This is a genomic window from Kocuria rhizosphaericola, assembly GCF_044462205.1.
GTDB lineage: Bacteria > Actinomycetota > Actinomycetes > Actinomycetales > Micrococcaceae > Kocuria > Kocuria rhizosphaericola.
Map to the genome: position 1 here is coordinate 1 of NZ_JBISWK010000077.1, position 19,107 is coordinate 19,107.

At 73.7% G+C, this 19,107-nt stretch carries 14 protein-coding genes and 1 tRNA gene; 7 read left to right on the top strand and 8 right to left on the bottom strand.

Features of this window, described 5'->3' with window-relative positions:
* Positions 1-24 precede the first annotated feature (24 nt).
* The 4 genes from ACH9D2_RS07840 to ACH9D2_RS07855 all read right to left on the bottom strand — a co-directional run bounded on the left by ACH9D2_RS07840 (position 25) and on the right by ACH9D2_RS07855 (position 3,608).
* Positions 25-1,005 (bottom strand): ribose-phosphate diphosphokinase, encoded by a 981-nt coding sequence (locus tag ACH9D2_RS07840; protein ID WP_396362278.1) that lies wholly within the window; start codon positions 1,003-1,005, stop codon positions 25-27.
* 2 nt (positions 1,006-1,007) lie between these two features.
* Positions 1,008-2,579: a bifunctional UDP-N-acetylglucosamine diphosphorylase/glucosamine-1-phosphate N-acetyltransferase GlmU gene (gene glmU / locus ACH9D2_RS07845; protein ID WP_396362279.1), complete on the bottom strand. Its 1,572-nt coding sequence runs from the start codon at positions 2,577-2,579 to the stop codon at positions 1,008-1,010.
* A 126-nt stretch (positions 2,580-2,705) separates the two neighbouring features.
* A tRNA-Gln gene (locus tag ACH9D2_RS07850) sits at positions 2,706-2,778 on the bottom strand.
* A 62-nt stretch (positions 2,779-2,840) separates the two neighbouring features.
* On the bottom strand, positions 2,841-3,608 hold the full coding sequence (locus ACH9D2_RS07855; RefSeq protein ID WP_396362280.1) for a hypothetical protein: 768 nt from the start codon (positions 3,606-3,608) through the stop codon (positions 2,841-2,843).
* A gap of 340 nt (positions 3,609-3,948) precedes the next feature.
* Between ACH9D2_RS07855 and ACH9D2_RS07860 the strand changes: the two genes are divergently transcribed.
* Positions 3,949-5,790 carry an ATP-binding cassette domain-containing protein gene (locus tag ACH9D2_RS07860; RefSeq protein WP_396362281.1) on the top strand — a complete coding sequence of 614 codons (1,842 nt, stop codon included), beginning with the start codon at positions 3,949-3,951 and terminating at the stop codon, positions 5,788-5,790.
* A 4-nt stretch (positions 5,791-5,794) separates the two neighbouring features.
* On the top strand, positions 5,795-7,039 hold the full coding sequence (locus tag ACH9D2_RS07865; protein WP_396362282.1) for an aminoglycoside phosphotransferase family protein: 1,245 nt from the start codon (positions 5,795-5,797) through the stop codon (positions 7,037-7,039).
* 90 nt (positions 7,040-7,129) lie between these two features.
* On the opposite strand, the gene ACH9D2_RS07870 is transcribed toward ACH9D2_RS07865, so the two are convergent.
* Together ACH9D2_RS07870 and ACH9D2_RS07875 are read right to left on the bottom strand one after the other, a co-directional pair.
* Entirely contained in the window at positions 7,130-7,258 is a 129-nt protein-coding gene (locus ACH9D2_RS07870) for a hypothetical protein (protein WP_396362283.1), read from the bottom strand.
* Complete coding sequence (locus tag ACH9D2_RS07875; protein ID WP_396362284.1) at positions 7,255-8,406, bottom strand: ScyD/ScyE family protein; 1,152 nt, start codon at positions 8,404-8,406, stop codon at positions 7,255-7,257. The genes ACH9D2_RS07870 and ACH9D2_RS07875 overlap by 4 nt, the downstream gene beginning before the upstream one ends.
* 191 nt (positions 8,407-8,597) lie before the next feature.
* Between ACH9D2_RS07875 and ACH9D2_RS07880 the strand changes: the two genes are divergently transcribed.
* A complete protein-coding gene (locus ACH9D2_RS07880; RefSeq protein ID WP_396362285.1) occupies positions 8,598-10,208 on the top strand; it encodes a hypothetical protein in 1,611 nt (536 codons plus the stop codon).
* A 3-nt stretch (positions 10,209-10,211) separates the two neighbouring features.
* Here ACH9D2_RS07880 and ACH9D2_RS07885 read toward each other — a convergent pair whose 3' ends face one another.
* Together ACH9D2_RS07885 and ACH9D2_RS07890 are read right to left on the bottom strand one after the other, a co-directional pair.
* On the bottom strand, positions 10,212-10,658 hold the full coding sequence (locus ACH9D2_RS07885; protein ID WP_396362286.1) for an adenylyltransferase/cytidyltransferase family protein: 447 nt from the start codon (positions 10,656-10,658) through the stop codon (positions 10,212-10,214).
* A gap of 167 nt (positions 10,659-10,825) precedes the next feature.
* Positions 10,826-12,049: an acyltransferase family protein gene (locus tag ACH9D2_RS07890; RefSeq protein WP_396362287.1), complete on the bottom strand. Its 1,224-nt coding sequence runs from the start codon at positions 12,047-12,049 to the stop codon at positions 10,826-10,828.
* Positions 12,050-12,447: 398 nt separating this feature from the next.
* Here ACH9D2_RS07890 and ACH9D2_RS07895 point away from each other — a divergent pair, with 398 nt between their 5' ends.
* From ACH9D2_RS07895 to ACH9D2_RS07910, 4 genes are read left to right on the top strand one after another with little or no spacing between them, the layout of a single operon-like run.
* Positions 12,448-13,161, top strand: coding sequence for a hypothetical protein (locus ACH9D2_RS07895; protein WP_396362288.1), 714 nt, complete (start codon positions 12,448-12,450; stop codon positions 13,159-13,161).
* 33 nt (positions 13,162-13,194) lie between these two features.
* Positions 13,195-17,325 (top strand): fibrinogen-like YCDxxxxGGGW domain-containing protein, encoded by a 4,131-nt coding sequence (locus ACH9D2_RS07900; RefSeq protein ID WP_396362289.1) that lies wholly within the window; start codon positions 13,195-13,197, stop codon positions 17,323-17,325.
* Complete coding sequence (locus tag ACH9D2_RS07905) at positions 17,322-18,146, top strand: CDP-alcohol phosphatidyltransferase family protein (RefSeq protein WP_396362290.1); 825 nt, start codon at positions 17,322-17,324, stop codon at positions 18,144-18,146. The genes ACH9D2_RS07900 and ACH9D2_RS07905 overlap by 4 nt, the downstream gene beginning before the upstream one ends.
* A complete protein-coding gene (locus ACH9D2_RS07910) occupies positions 18,136-19,101 on the top strand; it encodes a glycosyltransferase (protein ID WP_396362291.1) in 966 nt (321 codons plus the stop codon). Before ACH9D2_RS07905 ends, ACH9D2_RS07910 begins: the two co-directional genes overlap by 11 nt.
* Positions 19,102-19,107 lie beyond the last annotated feature (6 nt).

A 19,107-nucleotide genomic window follows, 5' to 3' on the forward strand; every position in this document is an offset into this window, starting at 1 on the left:
CGTCGGCCGGGGCTCCGGACCGGTTCAGGACCTGCCGTCGAAGAGGCTGGTCACGGAGCCGTCCTCGAAGACCTCCTGGATGGCGCGGGCGATGAGCGGGGCGATCGAGAGGACCGTGAGGTTCTCGAACTGGTGCTCCGGCGGCACGGGCAGGGTGTCCGTGACGACCACCTCGATGGCGCCGCACGTGGACAGCCGCTCCACGGCGGGATCGGAGAACACGGCGTGGGTCGCGGCGATGATGACGTCCTTGGCGCCCTTCTCGCGCAGCACCTGCACGGCGCCGGAGATGGTCCCGCCGGTGTCGATCATGTCGTCGATCAGCACGCAGGTGCGGCCCTCGATCTGCCCCACGACCTCCTTGGAGGTGGCCTGGTTGGGCCGGGTGATGTCGCGGGTCTTGTGCACGAACGCGAGCGGGCACCCGCCCAGCAGCTCGGTCCACTGCTCCGCGACGCGCACGCGGCCGGTGTCCGGGGAGACCACGGTGACGTTGTCGACGTCGACGACGGAGCGCACGTGGTTGGCCAGCAGCGGGATGGCCATGAGGTGGTCCACGGGACCGTCGAAGAAGCCCTGGATCTGCGCGGTGTGCAGGTCCACGGACATCAGCCGGTCCGCGCCGGCGGTCTTGTAGAGGTCCGAGATGAGGCGGGCCGAGATGGGCTCGCGGCCGCGGTGCTTCTTGTCCTGCCGGGCGTAGGGGTAGAACGGGGACACCACGGTGATCGACTTCGCCGAGGCCCGCTTGAGGGAGTCGATCATGAGCAGCTGCTCCATGATCCACTGGTTGATCGGGGCCGGGTGGGACTGGATGAGGAAGGCGTCCGTGCCGCGCACCGAGTCACCGAACCGCACGTAGGTCTCGCCGTTGGCGAAGTCGTAGGCGTCCGTGGGCACCAGCTCCGTGCCGAGCTCCGAGGCGATGCGCTCGGCGAGCTCCGGGTGGGCGCGCCCCGAGACCAGGACCAGCTGCTTGGCACCTGCGTTGGTGATGGCGGTCATTGTTACTCGCTTTCCTCAGTGGTGTCCCCGGCCGTGGCGTGCGCCGTGGTGTCCGCGCCGGTTCCTGCGCTGGAGTGCCCGGGAGTCCCGGGGCCGGTCGCGGCGCCGTTGCCCAGGGCGCGCGCGGCGGCCTCGGCCGCGGCGGTGCCGGGACGGTGCTCCACGACCCAGTTCTCGACGACGCGCTGCGCGCCCTCGGTCAGGGCCAGGGCCCCGGGCGGCACGTCCTTGCGGATCGTGGTGCCCGCCCCGGAGTACGCGCCGTCGCCGATGTGCACGGGGGCCACGTACATGTTGTCGGAGCCCATCCGGACGTGGTCGCCGATCACGGTGCGGTGCTTGCGCACGCCGTCGTAGTTGACGAAGACCGAGGCCGCCCCGATGTTGGAGTGCTCGCCGATCGTGGCGTCGCCCACGTAGGACAGGTGCGGGACCTTCGAGCCGGTGCCGATCCGGGAGTTCTTGGTCTCCACGAACGTGCCGATCTTGCCCTCGTCCGCGAGCACCGTGCCGGGGCGCAGGTAGGCGAAGGGGCCCACGCTCGCGCGGGGGCCGATCACGGAGCCGGAGCCGTGCGTGCGCACCACGTGGGCGCCGGGGCCGACCTCCACGTCCGTGAGGGTGGTGTCCGGGCCGACGACGGCGTCCTCGCCCACCCGGGTGCCCCCGTGCAGCTGGGTCCCCGGCAGGATCGTGGCGTCCGCGGCGATGCGCACCTGCACGTCGATCCAGGTGCTGGCGGGGTCCACGACGGTCACGCCGTTGCGCATGTGCGCCTCGAGGATCCGGCGGTTGAGGTGGGCGCCGAGCTGGGCGAGCTGCACGCGGTCGTTGGCGCCCTCGACCTCCCAGCGGTCCTCGATCTTCAGCGCGTCCACGGCGTGGCCGGCCTCGCGGGCCAGCAGCGGGACGTCGGTCAGGTACATCTCGCCCTGGGCGTTGTCCGAGGTGACCTTCGCGAGGCTGTCCCGCAGGACGTCGGCGTCGAAGGCGAAGATGCCGGAGTTGATCTCGGCGACCGCCAGCTCGGCCTCGGTGGCGTCCTTGGCCTCCTTGATCTCGCGGAACGAGCCGTCGGCGTCCCGCAGGATCCGGCCGTAGCCGCCGGGCTGCTCGTGGTCCGCGGTCAGCACGGTCACCGCGTTGCCGCGCTCCTCGTGGTGGGCGACCAGCGTCCGCAGGACCTCCGGGGTCAGCAGGGGGACGTCGCCGTAGGTGACCACCACGGTGCCGGCCAGCCGCTCCTGGGCGTCGAGCGCCTCCACGGCGGCCTGGACCGCGCGGCCCGTGCCGGGGACCTCGTCCTGGTCCACGATCAGCGCCTCGGGGTCCTGCTCGAGGACGTGCGGGGCCACCAGGTCCCGCTCGAAGCGCACCACGGCGGCCAGCCGCCGGGGGTGCAGGCTCCGGGCGGCGACCAGGCAGTGCCCGACCATGGAACGACCCCCGATCCGGTGCAGGATCTTGGGGGTCTTGGACTTCATGCGCGTGCCCTTGCCGGCGGCCAGGACGATGACGGCGGCGGGCCCGACGGCCGCCCCCGGACGGTTCGCAGGGGTCTGGGGGGTGCTCACGGCGGGATGCAGCTCCTCGGTCGTCGATCGTAGAGAGGAGCCGGTGGGCTCACCGGCTCCGTCTCTGTTCCGTCTCACTAGCTCTCGGGCTCTTCGGCTTTCGAGCGTCCTGGCGGGATGCGGACGTTCCGCCTCTAGGACTCGAACCTAGACTCCACGGCTCCAAAGGCCGGGGTGCTGCCGATTACACCAAGGCGGAGCACCGCCGTGGAACGGCAGTGGTGCACGCGGTGCACAGGCAGTCACCCTACCACTCGGGCGTCAGGCCCCGGCCGCTCCGGGACGGCCCAGGATCACGATGATCCGTGCCGTGGCGGCGGCCTCCCGCAGCTCCGGGACGGCGGAGAACAGCTCCTCGACCGTGTCCTCGTCCACGCCGGAGACGATCAGCGGGGCGAGGTCCAGCAGGGGCCGCATCCGCTCGAACGCGGCCGCCGGCCCCTCCCCCGCCTCCGAGGACGCCGCCACGTTCCAGGCCACGGACGCCAGGTAGTGCGAGTCCACGTCCAGGGCCCCTGCCTCGCGGGCGCGCTCCAGGTACTGGACCAGCTCGACCTCGTCCGCGGTGGCGCCCTCCGTCTCGAGCAGCAGGTGCACCCGGTGGCCCGAGGCGGCCTCGGCGAGCGCGGCGAGCATCGAGTAGATGCGGTCCTCGCTGCGGCCCCGTCCGCTGACGCCGGCCCGCGGTACCACGAGGTACTCGGCACCCACGCCCGAGGCCAGCGAGAGGTGGTCGTCGAGGACCGCGATGACGCCCTCGTCCGGGATGTCCTCGTCGATCGAGATGTCCGCCCGGATCATCAGGGGGTCGGCGCCCGCTGCGCGCAGGGCCTCCCCCACCTGCCGCTGCGGCACCGAGCCGAGGTGGCGTCCGACCAGCTGGCCGGGTCCTGCCGGGATCTCCACCGGCCCGGGGTGCTCCGTCACGGCGCGGACGGCGGCCTCCAGGTCCGGAATGCCGTCCAGCCGGGTGCCCAGGGGACGCGTGCTCGGGATCGAGGAGGATCGCTCCGTCGGGTTCTGCTCCATGGCCTCATGTTCTCACCCGCGGTTGGGTCGCCGCTGAAAAATTTCTGTTCGCACACCCACCGTCCCGCCGCCGAGCCCCCAACTTTTGTGCCCTCCGTCCGCCGAGTCCCCAACCACGCCGCAGATCCCCACGATCATTCCTGGGGATCCGCGGCACGAGTGGGGACTCGGCGCAAAAGCACTCGGAGGCTTGGGTGCTCGGCGCACCAGGAGCTCGGGCGAGTGGGGGCTCGGCGCACCAGGAGCTCGAGCGAGTGGGGGATCGGCGCACCACGGGCCCAACAGGGTGGAGGTCGGGGCAGCGGGTGAGCGCGGGCGGGCACGCGAGTACCCTTGACGGGTGGCACATCTACTCGGCGGCGAGAACCTGCATCTGGAATTCCCCACCAAGACGGTCTTCGACGCCGTCAGTCTCGGCATCGACGAGGGCGACCGGATCGGCATCGTGGGCCGCAACGGCGACGGCAAGTCCACGCTCATGAAGCTGCTCGCCGGACGGCTGAAGCCGGACGGGGGCCGCGTGACCGTGCGCTCGGGCGTGCAGGTCGGCATGCTCGACCAGGCCGACGTGCTGGACCCGGAGCTGACCGTGGGGCACGCCGTCGTCGGCGACAGCGAGGAGCACGAGTGGGCCGGGGACGCGAAGGTGCGGGACGTGCTCGGCGGGCTGGTCAAGGACCTCGACTGGGACGCGAAGCTCGGCGAGCTCTCCGGCGGGCAGAAGCGCCGCGTGGCGCTCGCCGCCCTGCTGGCCGGGGACTGGGACGTCATCTTCCTCGACGAGCCCACCAACCACCTCGACGTGGACGGCATCACCTGGCTGGCCCGCCACCTCAACAACCGCTGGCCCAAGAACCAGGGCGGCCTGGCCGTGGTCACCCACGACCGGTGGTTCCTGGACGCCGTGTGCACCGACACCTGGGAGGTGCACGACCGGACGGTCGAGCCCTTCGAGGGCGGCTACGCGGCGTACGTCCTGCAGCGCGTGGAGCGGGACCGGCAGGCCGCCACCGTGGAGTCCAAGCGGCAGAACCTCATGAAGAAGGAGCTGGCGTGGCTGCGCCGCGGCGCGCCCGCCCGCACGGCCAAGCCCAAGTTCCGCATCGAGGCCGCGAACCAGCTGATCGACGACGTCCCGCCGCCGCGCGACACCGTGGCGCTGTCCCAGCTCGCGGTCTCCCGGCTGGGCAAGGACGTGGTGGACCTCGAGAAGGTCTCCGTCTCCTACCCCACCGAGGACGACGGTCCCCGGGAGGTGCTCCGCGACGTCACGTGGCTGATCGCCCCCGGGGAGCGCACCGGCATCCTGGGCGTCAACGGCGCGGGCAAGTCCACGCTGCTGGGACTGGTCACCGGCGAGGTGCAGCCCACGAGCGGACGGGTCAAGCGCGGGAAGACCGTGCGGATCGCGACCCTGACCCAGCAGCTGTCCGAGCTGGAGGACGTGGCCGAGGACCGGGTCTCGGACGTGGTCGCGTCCAAGCGCACCACCTATCTGGCCGACGGCAAGGAGATGACGCCGGGCCAGCTGCTGGAGCGGCTCGGCTTCACCAACGAGCAGCTCGCCACCCCGGTCAAGGACCTCTCCGGCGGGCAGAAGCGGCGCCTCCAGCTGCTGATGATCCTGCTCGACGAGCCCAACGTGCTCATCCTCGACGAGCCGTCCAACGACCTCGACACCGACATGCTCACCGCCATGGAGGACCTGCTCGACACCTGGCCGGGCACCCTGCTCGTGGTCTCCCACGACCGCTACCTCCTGGAGCGGGTCACCGACCAGCAGTACGCCGTGATCGACGGCCGCTTCCGGCACCTGCCCCGCGGCGTGGAGCAGTACCTGGAGCTCGCCTCCCAGTCCCGCACCGGCACCGCCGCCGGCTCCGCGAGCGCCACGAACCCGATGGCGGCCACGGGGGCGGCGTCCTCGAACGGGACGACGACGGAGGGCGGGCCCAAGCTCTCCGGCGCACAGACCCGTGCCGCGCAGAAGGAGGTGGGCGCGATCGAGCGGAAGCTGGAGAAGCTCACCCAGAAGGTCGACACCCTGCACGCGGAGATGGCCGCGCACGACCAGTCCGACTACACCGGGCTGGGCAGGATCACCGCCCGGCTGACCGCGGTCCAGGACGAGATCGAGGAGCTCGAGCTGCGCTGGCTCGAGCTGTCCGAGGACCTGGTCTAGACCCGTGGCGGGCCCGGAGCAGGTGGCAGTGGCCCTGCTCACGGGCTCCGGGATGGGCCCGGTCCTCGCGGACGCGCTGCGCCCGGCCGGTCTGTCCGTGCAGCGCTGGACCCGGCGGCGCGTCCACCACCGTCCGGGCGCCGGGGTCACCGCGGTCTACGACGTCGTGGCCCTGGCCGGTGCGCGGCGGGCCGCCGAGGTCGTCTGCGTGGGCACCGCCGCCCCGCCCGAGCGCTCCTCCACCGCCGCGGTGCGGATCCGGCACGAGGGCGTGGAGCTCGTCGCGTGGCGGCACCCGCACGACCCCTGGCTGCCCGGTCTGCCCTGGGCCTGCTCGCCCGAGGCCGTGGGGCGGGAGGTGTTCTCCTCCGCCGTGGCCGCCGAGCTCACCGAGGTCTCCTACCGGCCCACCCGGCGGGCGGTGCTGCGCACGGACCACGGGTCGCAGGTGCGCTACCTCAAGGTCCTGCGGCACGACCGGGCCGCGGCCCTGCACGCCCGGCACCGGATGCTGCTCGAGGCGGGACTGCCCGTGCCGGCGCCGGACGGCGACCCGGTCCGGGACGTCGTGGTGCTCCGCCGGCTGCCCGGCGCCCCGCTGGCCGCGTCCGTGCGGGACGACAGCGCCGCCGCGCTGCGCCCCGAGCACGTGCTGGCCCTGCTAGACGCCCTGCCCGCCGCCGCGCTCGAGCTGCCCGCCCGTGCCTCCTGGACGGACCGGGTCCTGGACTACGGGCACGCGGCCGCGGTAGCCCTGCCCGAGGAGCGCGCGCGGATCGAACGGCTCGCGGCCGCGATCGACGGCGCCCGCCGGGCCACGGACCCCGGCCCGACGGTGCCCGCGCACGGGGACCTCTACGAGGCCAATCTGCTCGTGGGTCCGGACGCCCGCGGGGGGTTCGGGCCGGTGACGGGGCTGCTGGACGTCGACACCGTGGGCCCCGGCCACCGCGTGGACGACCTCGCCTGCCTGGTCGCCCACCTCTCCGTCCTGCCCACGGTCCACGACCGCTACGCGCACGCACCGGCCGCCGCGGAGCGCCTGCTCGCCGGCTTCGACGAGGTCGTGGACCCCGCCGCGCTGCGCGTGCGCTGCGCCGGGGTGGCCCTGTCCCTGGTGGCAGGCGCCCGCCGCTCGGGCGGCCCACCGCACCGGGCCCGGCGGCGCCTGGAGATCGCGGAGCGGTTCCTGGTGAGCGCGCAGCAGCAGGGATCCGAAGCCGAGTCGCGATCGGGCGCCGCGACCTGACCGACGCGTGACACGACGACGGCGGTGGCGGGATCGCGCCGCGCCACCGCCGTCGTCGTTCCTCCTGGATCGGTCCGCTCCGTTGCCGGGCTACTCCCCCGCGGCCTCCAGACGGTAGGCGTCCGAGAAGTCCAGCTCCCAGACCGCTCCGCCGCCGACGGCTCCGAACGGGTTCATCGGTCCCGCCGCGATGCCCTCGGCCGTGGCCACGCTGTTCACCGAGGCGTAGACCTCGCCGTGCCGGCCGGTCNGGTCGCCAGACCGGCCGGCAGCGGGACGTCGACCGCGTACCGGGCGGCGTCCTCCTGGTGCCGGTGCAGGACCACCACCTGCCCGGGCACCGTGCCCGGGGTCGGCGGCGCCTCCTCCGCCGGGGTCTCCCCCGGGGGCATCGGCGGGGTCGGCCCGAAGAGCTGCGAGACGTAGAGGTGCTTGCCGTCCACGGCCACGCCGGTCACCGCGGTGAAGCCGTCCCACCGGTCCAGCTCGGTGCCGTCCGCGGAGAACTGCACGACCGAGGCCTCACCCGGCCGGACCGAACCCAGCCCGCCCACGTAGACGTTGCCGTGCTCGTCGGCCGTCAGGGACGTCGGCACGAACTCGGCGGGCCCCTCGGGGTCGTCCGTCCCGTCGGGCAGGACGGTGGTCGGCCACGTGGCCCATGCGGTGATCTCGTACTCCGGCGGGGAGTCCTCCGTGGCGGTGGAGAAGTCCGGCTCGACCTTCCAGACGGTGTTCGCCCCGGCGTCGGCCACGAGTGCGTAGCCGTCCGGCGACGCCTCCTCGTCCTCGTCCACGTACAGGATCGCGTACGGGTTGGAGTCGACCTGCGCGCCGTCGGGGTTCAGCTCCTCCTCGGCGGCCTGCAGGTCGGCGTACGGGATCAGATACTTCTCCCCGGTCTCCTCGGTGCCGGCCACGAGCATCGCCCCGCCCCGGGCCTCGAACACCGAGAGGTCGATCCGCTCGGGGTCGTAGCCCGCCATGATGTACTGCCCCGCCACATCCGTGGCGTCCGCGCCCGCGGGCCCCTCCGCGAAGGTCCCGTCCGGCGCCGCCACGGACAGCAGCCCCTCGACGGCGGTCGACACCGTGGGCGTCCCCCGTCCCGGGTTCTCGATCAGGGTGACGGCACCACTCGGTCCCGCGCACCGGGCGCCGACGCACTCCGTGCCGCCGCGGCCCGCCTCGGCCACCACCAGGGCTCCGTCCTGGTCCCAGTTCAGCTGCCGCGGATTGTCCAGCCCGTCCGCGACCACGCGCGGCCCGGACGGTGGGTCCTCCCCGTGCGCGAGCGCCGCCGGCAACGGCCCCGCCAGCACCACGACGGCCGTGACCACGCCTGCTCCGAGTCTCTGTCCTGCCATGACCCACCCCCGGTCGGATCCTCCCGCGCGCCAGCCGCGCGACAGCCCCAGGCTAGGACCGCGGTTCCGCCCCCACCAGGAACGATCCCCAACCGTGACCACCTCTTGACCTACGCGCGGGTACACGGCGGGACGCCGTCACACTGGCCCGTTCCTTGACTCCTCCGGGGCCCGGGCGTGGACTCGAGAGCATGGAGACCCTGCCGGTGCCCCGCACCTCGCCCGTCCCGTTCCACCGCCGCCTGCCGACCCTGCTGACCCTTCCGGCCCTGCTGCTCGTCCTGCTCGTCGCGCTCGTGGGTGCCCTGCTCACTGCCCCTGCCGCCGGAGCCGCCGAGTTCCGCGGCGAGGACAGAGTGGTGGTGGCGGCCGACGAGGTCGTGGACGACGACCTGTACGTCACCGGGGAGACCGTGGTGGTCGACGGCACCGTGCGCGGCGACCTCCTGGTCGCCGGCGGGTCGGTGACGATCAACGGCACGGTCGAGGGGGACCTGATGGCCGCGGCCCAGACCGTGGTGATCGAGGGCACCGTGGGCGACGACGCCCGCGTGGCCAGCCAGGTGCTCCTCCTCGGCGAGCAGGCCCGGGTGACCGACGACCTGATCACGGCCGGCTACAGCCTGGAGACCCGCCCCGGCGCCGAGATCGGCGGGGACGTCCTCCTCGGCGCCTACCAGGCCCTGCTGGCCGGCGCGGTCGACGGCGACGTGACCGCCGGGGCCGCCGCCCTCGCCCTGGCCGGCACGATCGGCGGGGACGTGCAGGCGGACGTGGGCTCCGTCGACGAGGTCGGGGCCGCGTGGGCGCCCACGACCGGCGTCGCCGTGCCCCAGGTGGACCCCGGGCTGACCCTGACCGACGCGGCGCGCCTCGGCGGGGACCTGTCCTACCGGTCCGGGACAGAGGGCGAGATCGCCCCGGGCGCCGAGATCGCCGGGGAGGTCGTCTACGAGCCGGTGGCCGTCGAGGAGGAGGCGGCCGCTCCCACCGGCGCGCTCGCGCTGCTGATCGCCGGTCTGCGCCTGTTCGTGACGCTGCTCCTGGTCGGGCTGCTCGCGCTGTGGCTGCTGCCCCGGACCATGACCGGCGCGGCGGGCGCGCTCCGGGCCCGGCCCTGGCTCAGCCTCGGGTGGGGAGCGCTGGCGATCGCGGGGACCGCGGTCGCCGTCCTCGCCGTGCTCGTCGTGTCGATCCTGCTGGCCATCGCGCTGGGCTGGCTGACCCTCGCCGGGCTGGCCGCCGCGGTGGTGGCCGCGGGCGTGGTCCTCGACCTCGTGCTGGTCCTGGGGCTGGTGCTCGCCGTGGCCCTGTTGGCCCCGGTGGTGGTCGGCTACACCGCGGGCGGTCTCCTGCTGCGGGACACCGCCCCGCAGCACTTCGGCAAGCGCGTGCTGGCCCTGGCCCTCGGCCTGCTGATCTACGTGCTGCTGCGGGCCGTGCCCTTCCTGGGTCCCGTCGTCGCCCTGCTCGTGGCGCTGTTCGGTGTGGGCGCCCTCGTGGTGTGGGCCTGGGACGCCGCGCGCCGCAACCGGGCGCGCCGGCGCGCGGACCGGGGCGGCTATGCCGGCGCCGCCTCCGGCGACCCGCAGCGCACCGGTTCGTGGCAGGCCGGCCCCGGGCACACCCCGCAGGCCGGTCCGCAGCGGCTGGGCCCGCCCTCGGGGCAGCCGACCCCGGGACAGCCGCTCCAGGGGCACTCTCCGGAGGGACCCCGTGCGGAGGGGTCGCCGCAGCAGACGCGGCCGCCGTGGTCCGGCGACGGCTCCGGGCGGCAGGACCCCCCGGAGCCGCCGCGCTGATCCTCAGCCCACCGGGACCGAGAGCACCTCGAGGGCGGCCCGCAGCTTCGTGGAGGACGTGTGCACCGTGTACGGGAAGTACACGACCTCCACGCCCACCGCCGCGAACTCCCGCTCGAGCCGTTCCCCCTTCGGGGTGCCGCGCCAGTCGTCACCCTTGAAGAACACGTCGAAGCGCAGCTGCTCCCAGGTGTCGAGCTTGTCCAGCAGTCTTTCGGCGTGGACCTGGTCCACGTAGCGGATGTGCTCGACGATCTCCATCCGCTCGCGCAGGGAGACCACGGGCCGGTGGCCCTTGGTGATCTCGATCAGGTCGTCCGAGACGACCCCGGCGATCAGGTGGTCGCAGTGCTGCTTCGCCTGGCGCAGGATGTTCAGGTGCCCCACGTGGAACAGGTCGAACGCCCCGGCCGCGTACCCCACGCGCGGTGCGTGCTTGTCGGTGCTCATGTCAGTCATTCCCCCCTCGGGATCCTGCCGGAGCCTCCTGTGCCCCGGCCCGGTGGACCGCCCGGACTGCGCCGGGGGGTCCCTCTCGGTCTGCTCGCCGCGGGCCCCGGAGGGGCGCGGCGGAAATCTGTGGGCCCTCCGCCCGGAGCGGACGGGCCGGTGCGGACTCAGCCGGACGGCTGCCCTGCGGGTTGCTCGTACGGTTGTCCGGCTGTCCGCTCAGCCGTCTGCCCGGCAGCGTCCCCGCTCGACGGCACGGCGGCCTGCCCGCTCGACGGCACGGCGGCTTGCTCTCCGAACTGCTCCTGCGGGACCTGAGCGACCGCTGCTGCGGGGCGCCGGCCGGTCCGGCGGCGGTGGTGCCAGCGGGCCACGGGCTCCTCGACGAACCACCAGCAGGCGATGCCGGCCATGGTGCCGACCACCACGCGCAGGGCCACCCCGGCCGGGCCCGGCATCTCCCCGAGCAGGGCGGTCAGCGCGTGCCCGGTCCCCAGGTGGAGCAGATAGATGCTGTAGCTGGCCAGACCCAGCAGCTGGACGGGCTTCCAGCGCATGACCGCCAGGGCCCGGGACCCGAGCCGGCCGCTGGGACCGTGCAGGCCCCAGAGCACCACCAGGCAGGCCGCGACCGCCTGCGCCGTGTAGCGCACGGTCTCGCGGAAGAGCTCGTCCCGGATCAGCAGCGACCCGAGGTAGAGGAGCACGGCCAGCACCAGGACCCGGTCCCGGCCCCACCACGCCGGGGCGCCGGCCGCGCCCCCGGAGGTGCTGCGGGCGTACCAGACCGCCGCGAGCACCCCGATCGCGATGGCCTCGAGCCGGGTGTCCGTGCCGAAGTAGATCCGGTCCGCGTCGGCCCCGCCCAGGTGCAGGGCCACCCGCGCGCCCGCCGAGGCGAGAGCGGCGGCCCCCGCCAGCACCGCGAGCGCGAGGGCCGGCCGGCGCCGGCCCACGAGCAGCAGCCAGATCAGCGCGAACGCCACGTAGAACTGCTCCTCGATGGACAGGCTCCACACCACGATCGACCCGGGCAGGACGTCCACCTGGGAGTCCGTGTAGCGCCAGTTGAAGAAGAAGAAGACCTGGCCCAGGAAGTCCCCCAGGTTCACCGGCCGCACCAGCCACGCGTACAGGGCGGTGGGCAGCACCAGGGCCACGAGCAGCGGCGGGGCCAGCTTCAGGGCCCGCCGGCGGTAGAACCCCGCGAGGTCGAAGCCACCGGTGCGCCGGTGCTCCTTGAGCACCAGGTGCGTGATGATGAACCCGGAGATGACGAAGAAGATCGTCACCCCGCTCCCGCCCGGCACCAGCTCGAGCCCGGCGTGCGCGAGCACCACGAGCATCACCGCGGCGGCCCGCATCGCGTCGAGATGCGCGAACTGCCGCACGGGCAGCTGTGCCCTCAGACGCCGGCGCGCCCCTGCTGGTACCGGTACTGGTGTCTCCCCCGCCACAACGTCCCCCTGCGTTCGCCGGACGCCGCGCTCCCCCGAGCGGCGGCCGTCCCGTGCTGCGTCCGGACCCCCTGGTTTGCTTCAGGGAATTCCGGTGATCGCCCCACCCTACTGCGGAGAAACCTGCGTTTGCATCCGAAATTGGGGAGCACAAAAGGGGACATCGAAATCCGTTTCCGATCGTTAATGCCGGGGTTAGACTCCATGCGATCCAATGAATCCGGGCGGGGGGTCGTCCGGAAGGCCGCGGGGGTCCCTCGACCCACAACCCGCGGCGGATCACCGCGGCGCCGGCCATCGGCGCCGGGAATCCAGATCTGGGGGGAGCTGACATGATCCTTGACCTGTCGTGCACATCGAGCACTCGAGGTCCTACCGTCCGTACCGCGCACCAGCTGCTGGGCGGGCTCCTGCTCGCCGGGCTCCTGGCCGGCTGCGGCGCCGCCGGCGCCACCGACGACCCGGCGGCCGAGGCCCTGGAGGCCAACACCGTGGTGGAGCTGGAGACGCCGCAGGAGGTCCGCGCCAAGGACCTGCCCTCGGCGGCGCCCGTGGCCGCCGACGCTCCGGAGGTCGAGCAGATCCAGGCGGCGCTCGAGGCCCAGGAGGCCTTCGTCCCGTCGGACGAGCCGGCCGCGGCGGACCCGGGCGACCCGCAGTCCTCCGCCGAGCTGGACGCCCGGCAGGAGCCCGCCGAGCTGGACCCGGCCGCCGTGGCGGTGGCCGAGGAGGCCACCGCCGGCGCCGCGCTCCAGGAGGTCCTCGCGTCCCTGGCCGAGTTCGAGCACCAGGGCTGGGAGCAGCGCGGCGCGCCCGTCGTCGTCGGCGACCCCGTCTCCGCCCCGCTGCCCACGGACGAGGGCGAGGCCGTGCGCGTGACGGTCTGCCTGGACTCCTCCGAGGTCACCGTCGTGGACCGCGACGGCGTGGTCGTCAGCGGCAAGCAGAAGGGCCGCAAGGCCCTGCACAACTACGACCTCTTCCGCCAACCGGGCGAGTCCTGGCAAGTCGTCCAGCACGGCTTCCCCGACGACCCGACCTGCTGATCCGTCCGCACGAACCTGTTGAGGAACCACACCATGGGAAACACGAACACCCCGCCCCGGGCGGACCGGGTCCGGCGCCGGGCGCGCACGGCCCGCACCAAGGCGACCCTGAGCATCGGCACCGTGATGGCCGTCGCCGCGACGCTGCTGACCTTCGCCCCGGTGGGCGCCGCCGAGGCGCCCCCGGTGGACGGCAAGTCCGCGGCCTCGGCCGCGGCGTCCTGCTGGGAGATCAAGCAGAAGGACCCGAAGTCGGCCTCCGGGGTCTACTGGCTGGTGACCCCGGCCATGACCGCGCCCGAGCAGTTCTACTGCGACCAGGTGACCGACGGCGGCGGCTGGGTCATGGTGGGCCGCGGCCGCAACGACTGGAAGGAGTACTACCAGGGCGTGGGCACGCCCAAGGACGTCTCCTCCACCGTCACCGGCACGGCGGCCTTCGCGCCCAAGCAGCTGTCCTCGGAGACGGTCGACGACCTCCTGAACGGCCAGCGGCCCGACTCCCTCGACGACGGCATCCGGCTGCGCCGCGCCCGTGACGCCGCGGGCACCACCTGGCAGGAGGGTCGCATGAAGGTCTCCGCCAAGCCGTACTGGAACTGGGCCTTCGGCTCCCGCACCCCGGTGACCTCCTGGTCGTTCGCCTACGGCGGGAGCGTCGCCTCCGGGACCGGCGGGACCACGCACGACATCGGCACCACCGGCACGGCCCGCATGCGCTTCGTCGACACCGCCGAGACCAGCTGGCAGCGCGGCTTCCGCTACGGCGACGAGATGCTGGGCAGCAACACCGCGACCACCTACCTGTGGTCGCCGGCCACGGGCGGCAAGGGCGCCATGCCCTTCACGCAGGTGTACCTGCGGCCCAAGGTCACCCAGCAGGCCTTCACCGGCAAAACGGTCCCCGACACCGGCACCGCCGCGATCGCCCAGCGGGCGCTGCCCAACAGCGGCGCCGAGCCCACCAAGTGGGGCGCCGTGGAGCGCGCCGACGGGCAGGACGGCGAGATGAACACCGAGGTGCAGGCCCTCGAGCAGATCGGGAGCACGGTCTTCACCGGCGGCAACTTCAAGGCGATGCAGCGCACCCAGGGCGGCACCGGGCGCGTGGCCCAGGCCTACCTCGCGGCCTTCGACGTCAACTCCGGTGAGCTGCGCACCGACTTCCGCCCGGTCTTCGACGGCCAGGTGAAGTCCCTCGCCGAGCTGCCGAACAACCGGCTGGCCGTGGGCGGGCGCTTCAGCACCGTCAACGGCGTGAGCTCCCCCGGCTTCGTGGTGCTCGACGCCACGACCGGCAAGATCGACACCGCCTGGAACCTCAAGGTGGAGAACCTCCTCACCGGCGGCGTCCTGCAGGTCCGGGCGCTGGACGTGCAGGGCGACTGGCTCTACCTGGGCGGCGCCTTCACCCACCTCAGCGGCGGACAGGCCACCGGCAAGGTCTACGCCCGTGCCGGTGCCCGCGTGAAGATCTCCACGCGCACCCCGGACGCCTCCTGGAACCCCGAGTTCAACGGCACCGTGACGAGCGTGGACGCCTCCGCGAAGGGCGACCGGCTCTACGCGGCCGGGTACTTCAACCAGTCCCAGAGCACCTCGGCGTTCCGGCTCGCGGCCGTGCGCTCCACCGCCGGCGCCGCACTGGACACCTGGACCTGGGAGCCGTCGATCGCCATCGACTACGCCAACCCCGGTCAGAAGGGTTTCCAGCTGGCCGTGCGCGAGCAGGGGTCCACCGTGTGGGCCGGCGGCGCCGAGCACAGCATGTTCGGCTTCGACCGCTCGAGCTTCCAGCGCACCTCGACCGGCATCACCACCGCCGGCGGCGACATCCAGGCGATCACCTCGACCGACAACACCGTCTTCGGGGCGTGCCACTGCTTCAACTGGTTCAACGCCGGCGCCACGAAGTGGGACCGGCTCTCGACCCAGCCGACCACGGTCGCCGACCGCATCAACGCCATCGGCGCCTGGGACGCCGGCAGCGGACGCTACCAGCCCGGCTTCAACCCCGAGATCAAGGGCTTCGGCGGCTGGGGCATCTGGGCCACGATGATGGACAGCAACGGGGTCCTGTGGACCGGCGGCGACGTCAACCGCAGCATCTCCTCCACCGGCTCCCCGCAGTGGTCCGGCGGCTTCCTCCGCTTCGCCCCGCGGGACGCCAAGGCCCCGGCCGCTCCCTCGGGCCTGAAGGTCGGCCGGGACGGGGACTCCGACGCCCTCTCCTGGACGGCGGCCCCCGAGGCCGGCGTGACATACCAGGTGCTGCGCAACGACCGGCCGGTCGGCACCGCCACGGGCACGAGCCTGAAGGTCCCGCACGTGGACGCCGCCCGGTACGCCGTGCGCGCGGCGGACGCCGCGGGCAACGTCTCCGCCTCCACCCCGGTGGTGGTGGCCGGCACGCAGCCAGCCCCGGCGCCGCAGCCCGAACCGCAGCCGGAGCCGGAGCCCGGCACCAGCACCCTGATCGCCGAGGGCGCCACGTGGAAGTACCACCACAACCGTGACGTCTCGCCCGGTGCGGGCTGGACGTCCGCCGGCTTCGACGACTCCGCGTGGAAGCAGGGCTCGGCCGTGCTCGGCTGGGGCGACGCCTCGGTGAAGACCACGCTCGTGGCCGACGGCACCCGCCCGATCGTCACCCAGTTCCGCCGCACCGTGGACGTGGCCGACGCCTCCAAGGTGGCGAAGCTGACCATCACGACCCGCGCCGACGACGGTGTGGCCGTCTTCGTCAACGGCAAGGAAGTGGTCCGCTCCAACGTCGCCGACGGCTCGCTCGAGGACCACCCGTGGGCCCTGGCCCCGCGCCGGACCGCCACCGCCGTGGCCGAGCCGGTCGTGGTCGAGGTGCCCGGATCGGCGCTGAAGACCGGCAAGAACGTGATCTCGGCCCAGATGCACTCCAACTGGACGAACACCACCGACGCCAGCTTCGACCTCTCCGCCGTGGCCACCGCCGGCACGCAGCCGGCGCCGCCCGCCGAGGAGGAGCCGCCCGCGGAGGAGCCCCCGGCCGAGGAGCCCCCGGTGGAGGAGCCGCCCGCCGAGGAGCCTCCCGCCGAGGAGCCGCCCGCCGAGGAGCCCCCGGCCGAGCAGCCGGCCGATCCGGACGCGCTCGTCGCCGAGGGCGCCACGTGGAAGTACCACCACGACCGCGCCAACCCGCCGGCCCGCGGCTGGGCGTCGACGGACTTCGACGACGCCTCCTGGAAGCAGGGCTCGGCCGTGCTCGGCTGGGGCGGCGACCAGGTGAAGACCACGCTGGTGGCCGACGGCACCCGCCCGCTGACCACCTACTTCCGCCGGTCGGTGCAGGTGGCCGACGCCTCCACGGTCGAGAAGCTCACCCTCACCACCCGGGCCGACGACGGCATCGCCGTCTACGTCAACGGGGAGGAGGTGACCCGCAGCAACCTGCCCGACGGGCTGCTGTCCTCCGGGACGTACGCGACCGCCCCGCGCCGGACCGCCACCGCGGTGGCCGAGCCCGTCACGGTGGAGGTCCCCGGCTGGATGCTGCGCGACGGCAAGAACGTCATCGCCGCCGAGATGCACTCCAACTGGACCAACACCACCGACGCCAGCTTCGACCTGAAGGCCGTGGCCACCGAGGGCGAGCAGCCCGAGGCGCCCGCGGTGCTGCCCGACGTCATCGCCCGCGGGGCCGAGTGGTCCTACCGGCACGAGGACTCGGCGCCGGAGGACGACTGGCAGGAGGCCGGCGCGGTCACGGGCTGGCTGAAGGGGAAGGCACCGTTCGGCTGGGGCACCCCGGTGACCACGGAGCTGACCACGGACGGGCGCCGGCCGGTGGCCACCCAGTTCCGCAAGGAGTTCACGGTGGCGGACCCGGCGGCGCTCGGGGACCTGCAGCTCACCACCCGGGCCGACGACGGGATCGTGGTGCGGGTCAACGGCAAGGAGGTCGTCCGGTCCAACATGCCGGAGGGTTCCCTCGACTGGACCAGCTACACGCTGGGCGCCCGGAGCACCGCCGCGGCCCTCGCCGATCCGGTCACCGCCGTGGTGCCGGCCTCGGTCCTGAAGGCCGGGGTCAACGTGATCAGCGTCAGCATGCACCTCGACTACCGGGCGACCCCGGACGCCAGCTTCGACCTCGAGCTGGCACCCCGGCCGAAGGACGCGGCATGAGCACCACCACCGGCAGCGCCGGCGCCCCGCGGCGCCGGCCCACCTTCCCGGAGGCCCTGGCCGGGCTGCGCGCCGCGCAGAAGCCCGGCCAGGGGGTCCCGGCGTACACCCGGTGGGTGAACCGCCCGCTGGCCCGCTACGCCGCGGCCGAGGCCGCCGCGGCGGGGCTGACCCCCAACGGGGTGACCGCCCTCAGCGCGGTCCTCTCCGCCGCGGGGCTGGCCGTGCTCGTCGCGGCGCCGCCGGCCCCGGCCACGGGCGTCGTCGTCGCCGTGCTCCTCGCGGCCGGCTACGTCCTGGACTCCGCCGACGGGCAGGTGGCCCGGCTCACCGGCACCGGCTCGCCGGCCGGGGAGTGGCTCGACCACGTGGTCGACTCCATCCGGACCCCGGCGCTCCACCTGGCCGTGGCCGCCGCCGCCCTGCTGCACCCGCGGCCCGAGGCCTTCCCGGCCACGGCCCTGGCGGTGCTCGCCGCGCTGTTCGTGCTCGTGGAGGTCGGCCAGTTCATGAGCCAGATCCTCGCCGAGCAGCTGCGGCGCAAGGGCGGGATCGCCGGGCCGCCCACGGGCGGGACGCTGCGCTCCTTCCTCAACCTGCCCACCGACGCGGGGGTCACCTGCTGGATCTTCCTCCTCTGGGGGATCCCCGCGCTCTTCCTGCCCGCCTACGCGATCCTGCTGGCCGCCCTCGCGGCGATCAGCGCGGTCTCCATGCGGCGCAAGTACCTGGGCCTCACCGTCCGGCCCGCCGACACCGATCCGGACGCCGACGCCGTCGGCGCCCTCCCGACCGACAGGAGCACCCGCCATGTCCGCTGACGTCCTCGCCCCGGCCGCGACCACCGCCGCCGGCTTCCGCACCGAGCACCCGTCCGTGTCCGTCCTGATCGCCACCGCCGGGCGACCGCAGATGCTGCGCGAGGCGGTCCGCGCGATCGTCGAGCAGGACTACGCCGGCCCGCTGCAGGTCGTCGTCGTCTTCGACCGCATCGAGGTCGACCCGCTCGCGGACGTCACCGTCCCGGCCGGGGTGGACCTGCGCACCGTGCCCAACACCCGCTCCCCGGGGCTGGTGGGCGCCCGCAACACCGGCATCCACGCGTCCACCGGGGAGATCATCGCCTTCTGCGACGACGACGACGTATGGGCCCCGCGCAAGCTCAGCCGGCAGGTCGCGCACTGGCAGCGGCACCCGGAGGCCTCGGCGATCGCGGGCGCGATCGACATCGTCTCGCACGAGCGCACCATCCGGCGCGTCCCGCAGGCCGTGGCCACGTTCCCGGAGCTGCTGGCGGACCGGATGATGGAGATCCACCCCTCCGCGCTGATCTGCCGCCGCGCCGACCTGTACGGGCCCGTGGGCCTCGTCGACGAGGACCTGCCCTCCTCCTACGGGGAGGACTACGACCTGCTGCTGCGCCTGGCCCGGCACGCCCCGGTGCACTCCGTGCCCGAGACCGTGCTGACCGTGCGCTGGGACCGGCCCTCCTTCTTCCGCCAGCAGTGGGGGGACATGGCCGACGCCCTGACCTACATGCTGCGCAAGTTCCCCGAGTTCGAGACCTCGGACCAGGGCACGGCCCTGCTCGCGGGTCAGGTGGCCTTCGCCCACGCCGCCCGCGGCGACCGCCGGGAGGCGGTGCGGTGGGCGCGGGCGGCGCTGCGCCGGGACTCCCGGCAGCTGCGGGCGTGGGGCGCCCTGGCCGTGGCGACGGGCGCGATCAGCGCCGAGCGGCTGCAGAACGCCGTGTCCTTCTTCGGCAGAGGGGTGTGAGGCGGT

Excerpts from the sequence above, each read along its gene's own strand:
- ACH9D2_RS07905 (WP_396362290.1), top strand. The coding sequence starts at position 17,322 with ATGAGCACCACCACCGGCAGCGCCGGCGCCCCGCGGCGCCGGCCCACC.
- ACH9D2_RS07855 (WP_396362280.1), bottom strand. The coding sequence starts at position 3,608 with ATGGAGCAGAACCCGACGGAGCGATCCTCCTCGATCCCGAGCACGCGT.
- ACH9D2_RS07895 (WP_396362288.1), top strand. The coding sequence starts at position 12,448 with ATGATCCTTGACCTGTCGTGCACATCGAGCACTCGAGGTCCTACCGTC.
- ACH9D2_RS07880 (WP_396362285.1), top strand. The coding sequence starts at position 8,598 with ATGGAGACCCTGCCGGTGCCCCGCACCTCGCCCGTCCCGTTCCACCGC.
- ACH9D2_RS07840 (WP_396362278.1), bottom strand. The coding sequence starts at position 1,005 with ATGACCGCCATCACCAACGCAGGTGCCAAGCAGCTGGTCCTGGTCTCG.
- ACH9D2_RS07900 (WP_396362289.1), top strand. The coding sequence starts at position 13,195 with ATGGGAAACACGAACACCCCGCCCCGGGCGGACCGGGTCCGGCGCCGG.
- ACH9D2_RS07910 (WP_396362291.1), top strand. The coding sequence starts at position 18,136 with ATGTCCGCTGACGTCCTCGCCCCGGCCGCGACCACCGCCGCCGGCTTC.
- ACH9D2_RS07885 (WP_396362286.1), bottom strand. The coding sequence starts at position 10,658 with ATGAGCACCGACAAGCACGCACCGCGCGTGGGGTACGCGGCCGGGGCG.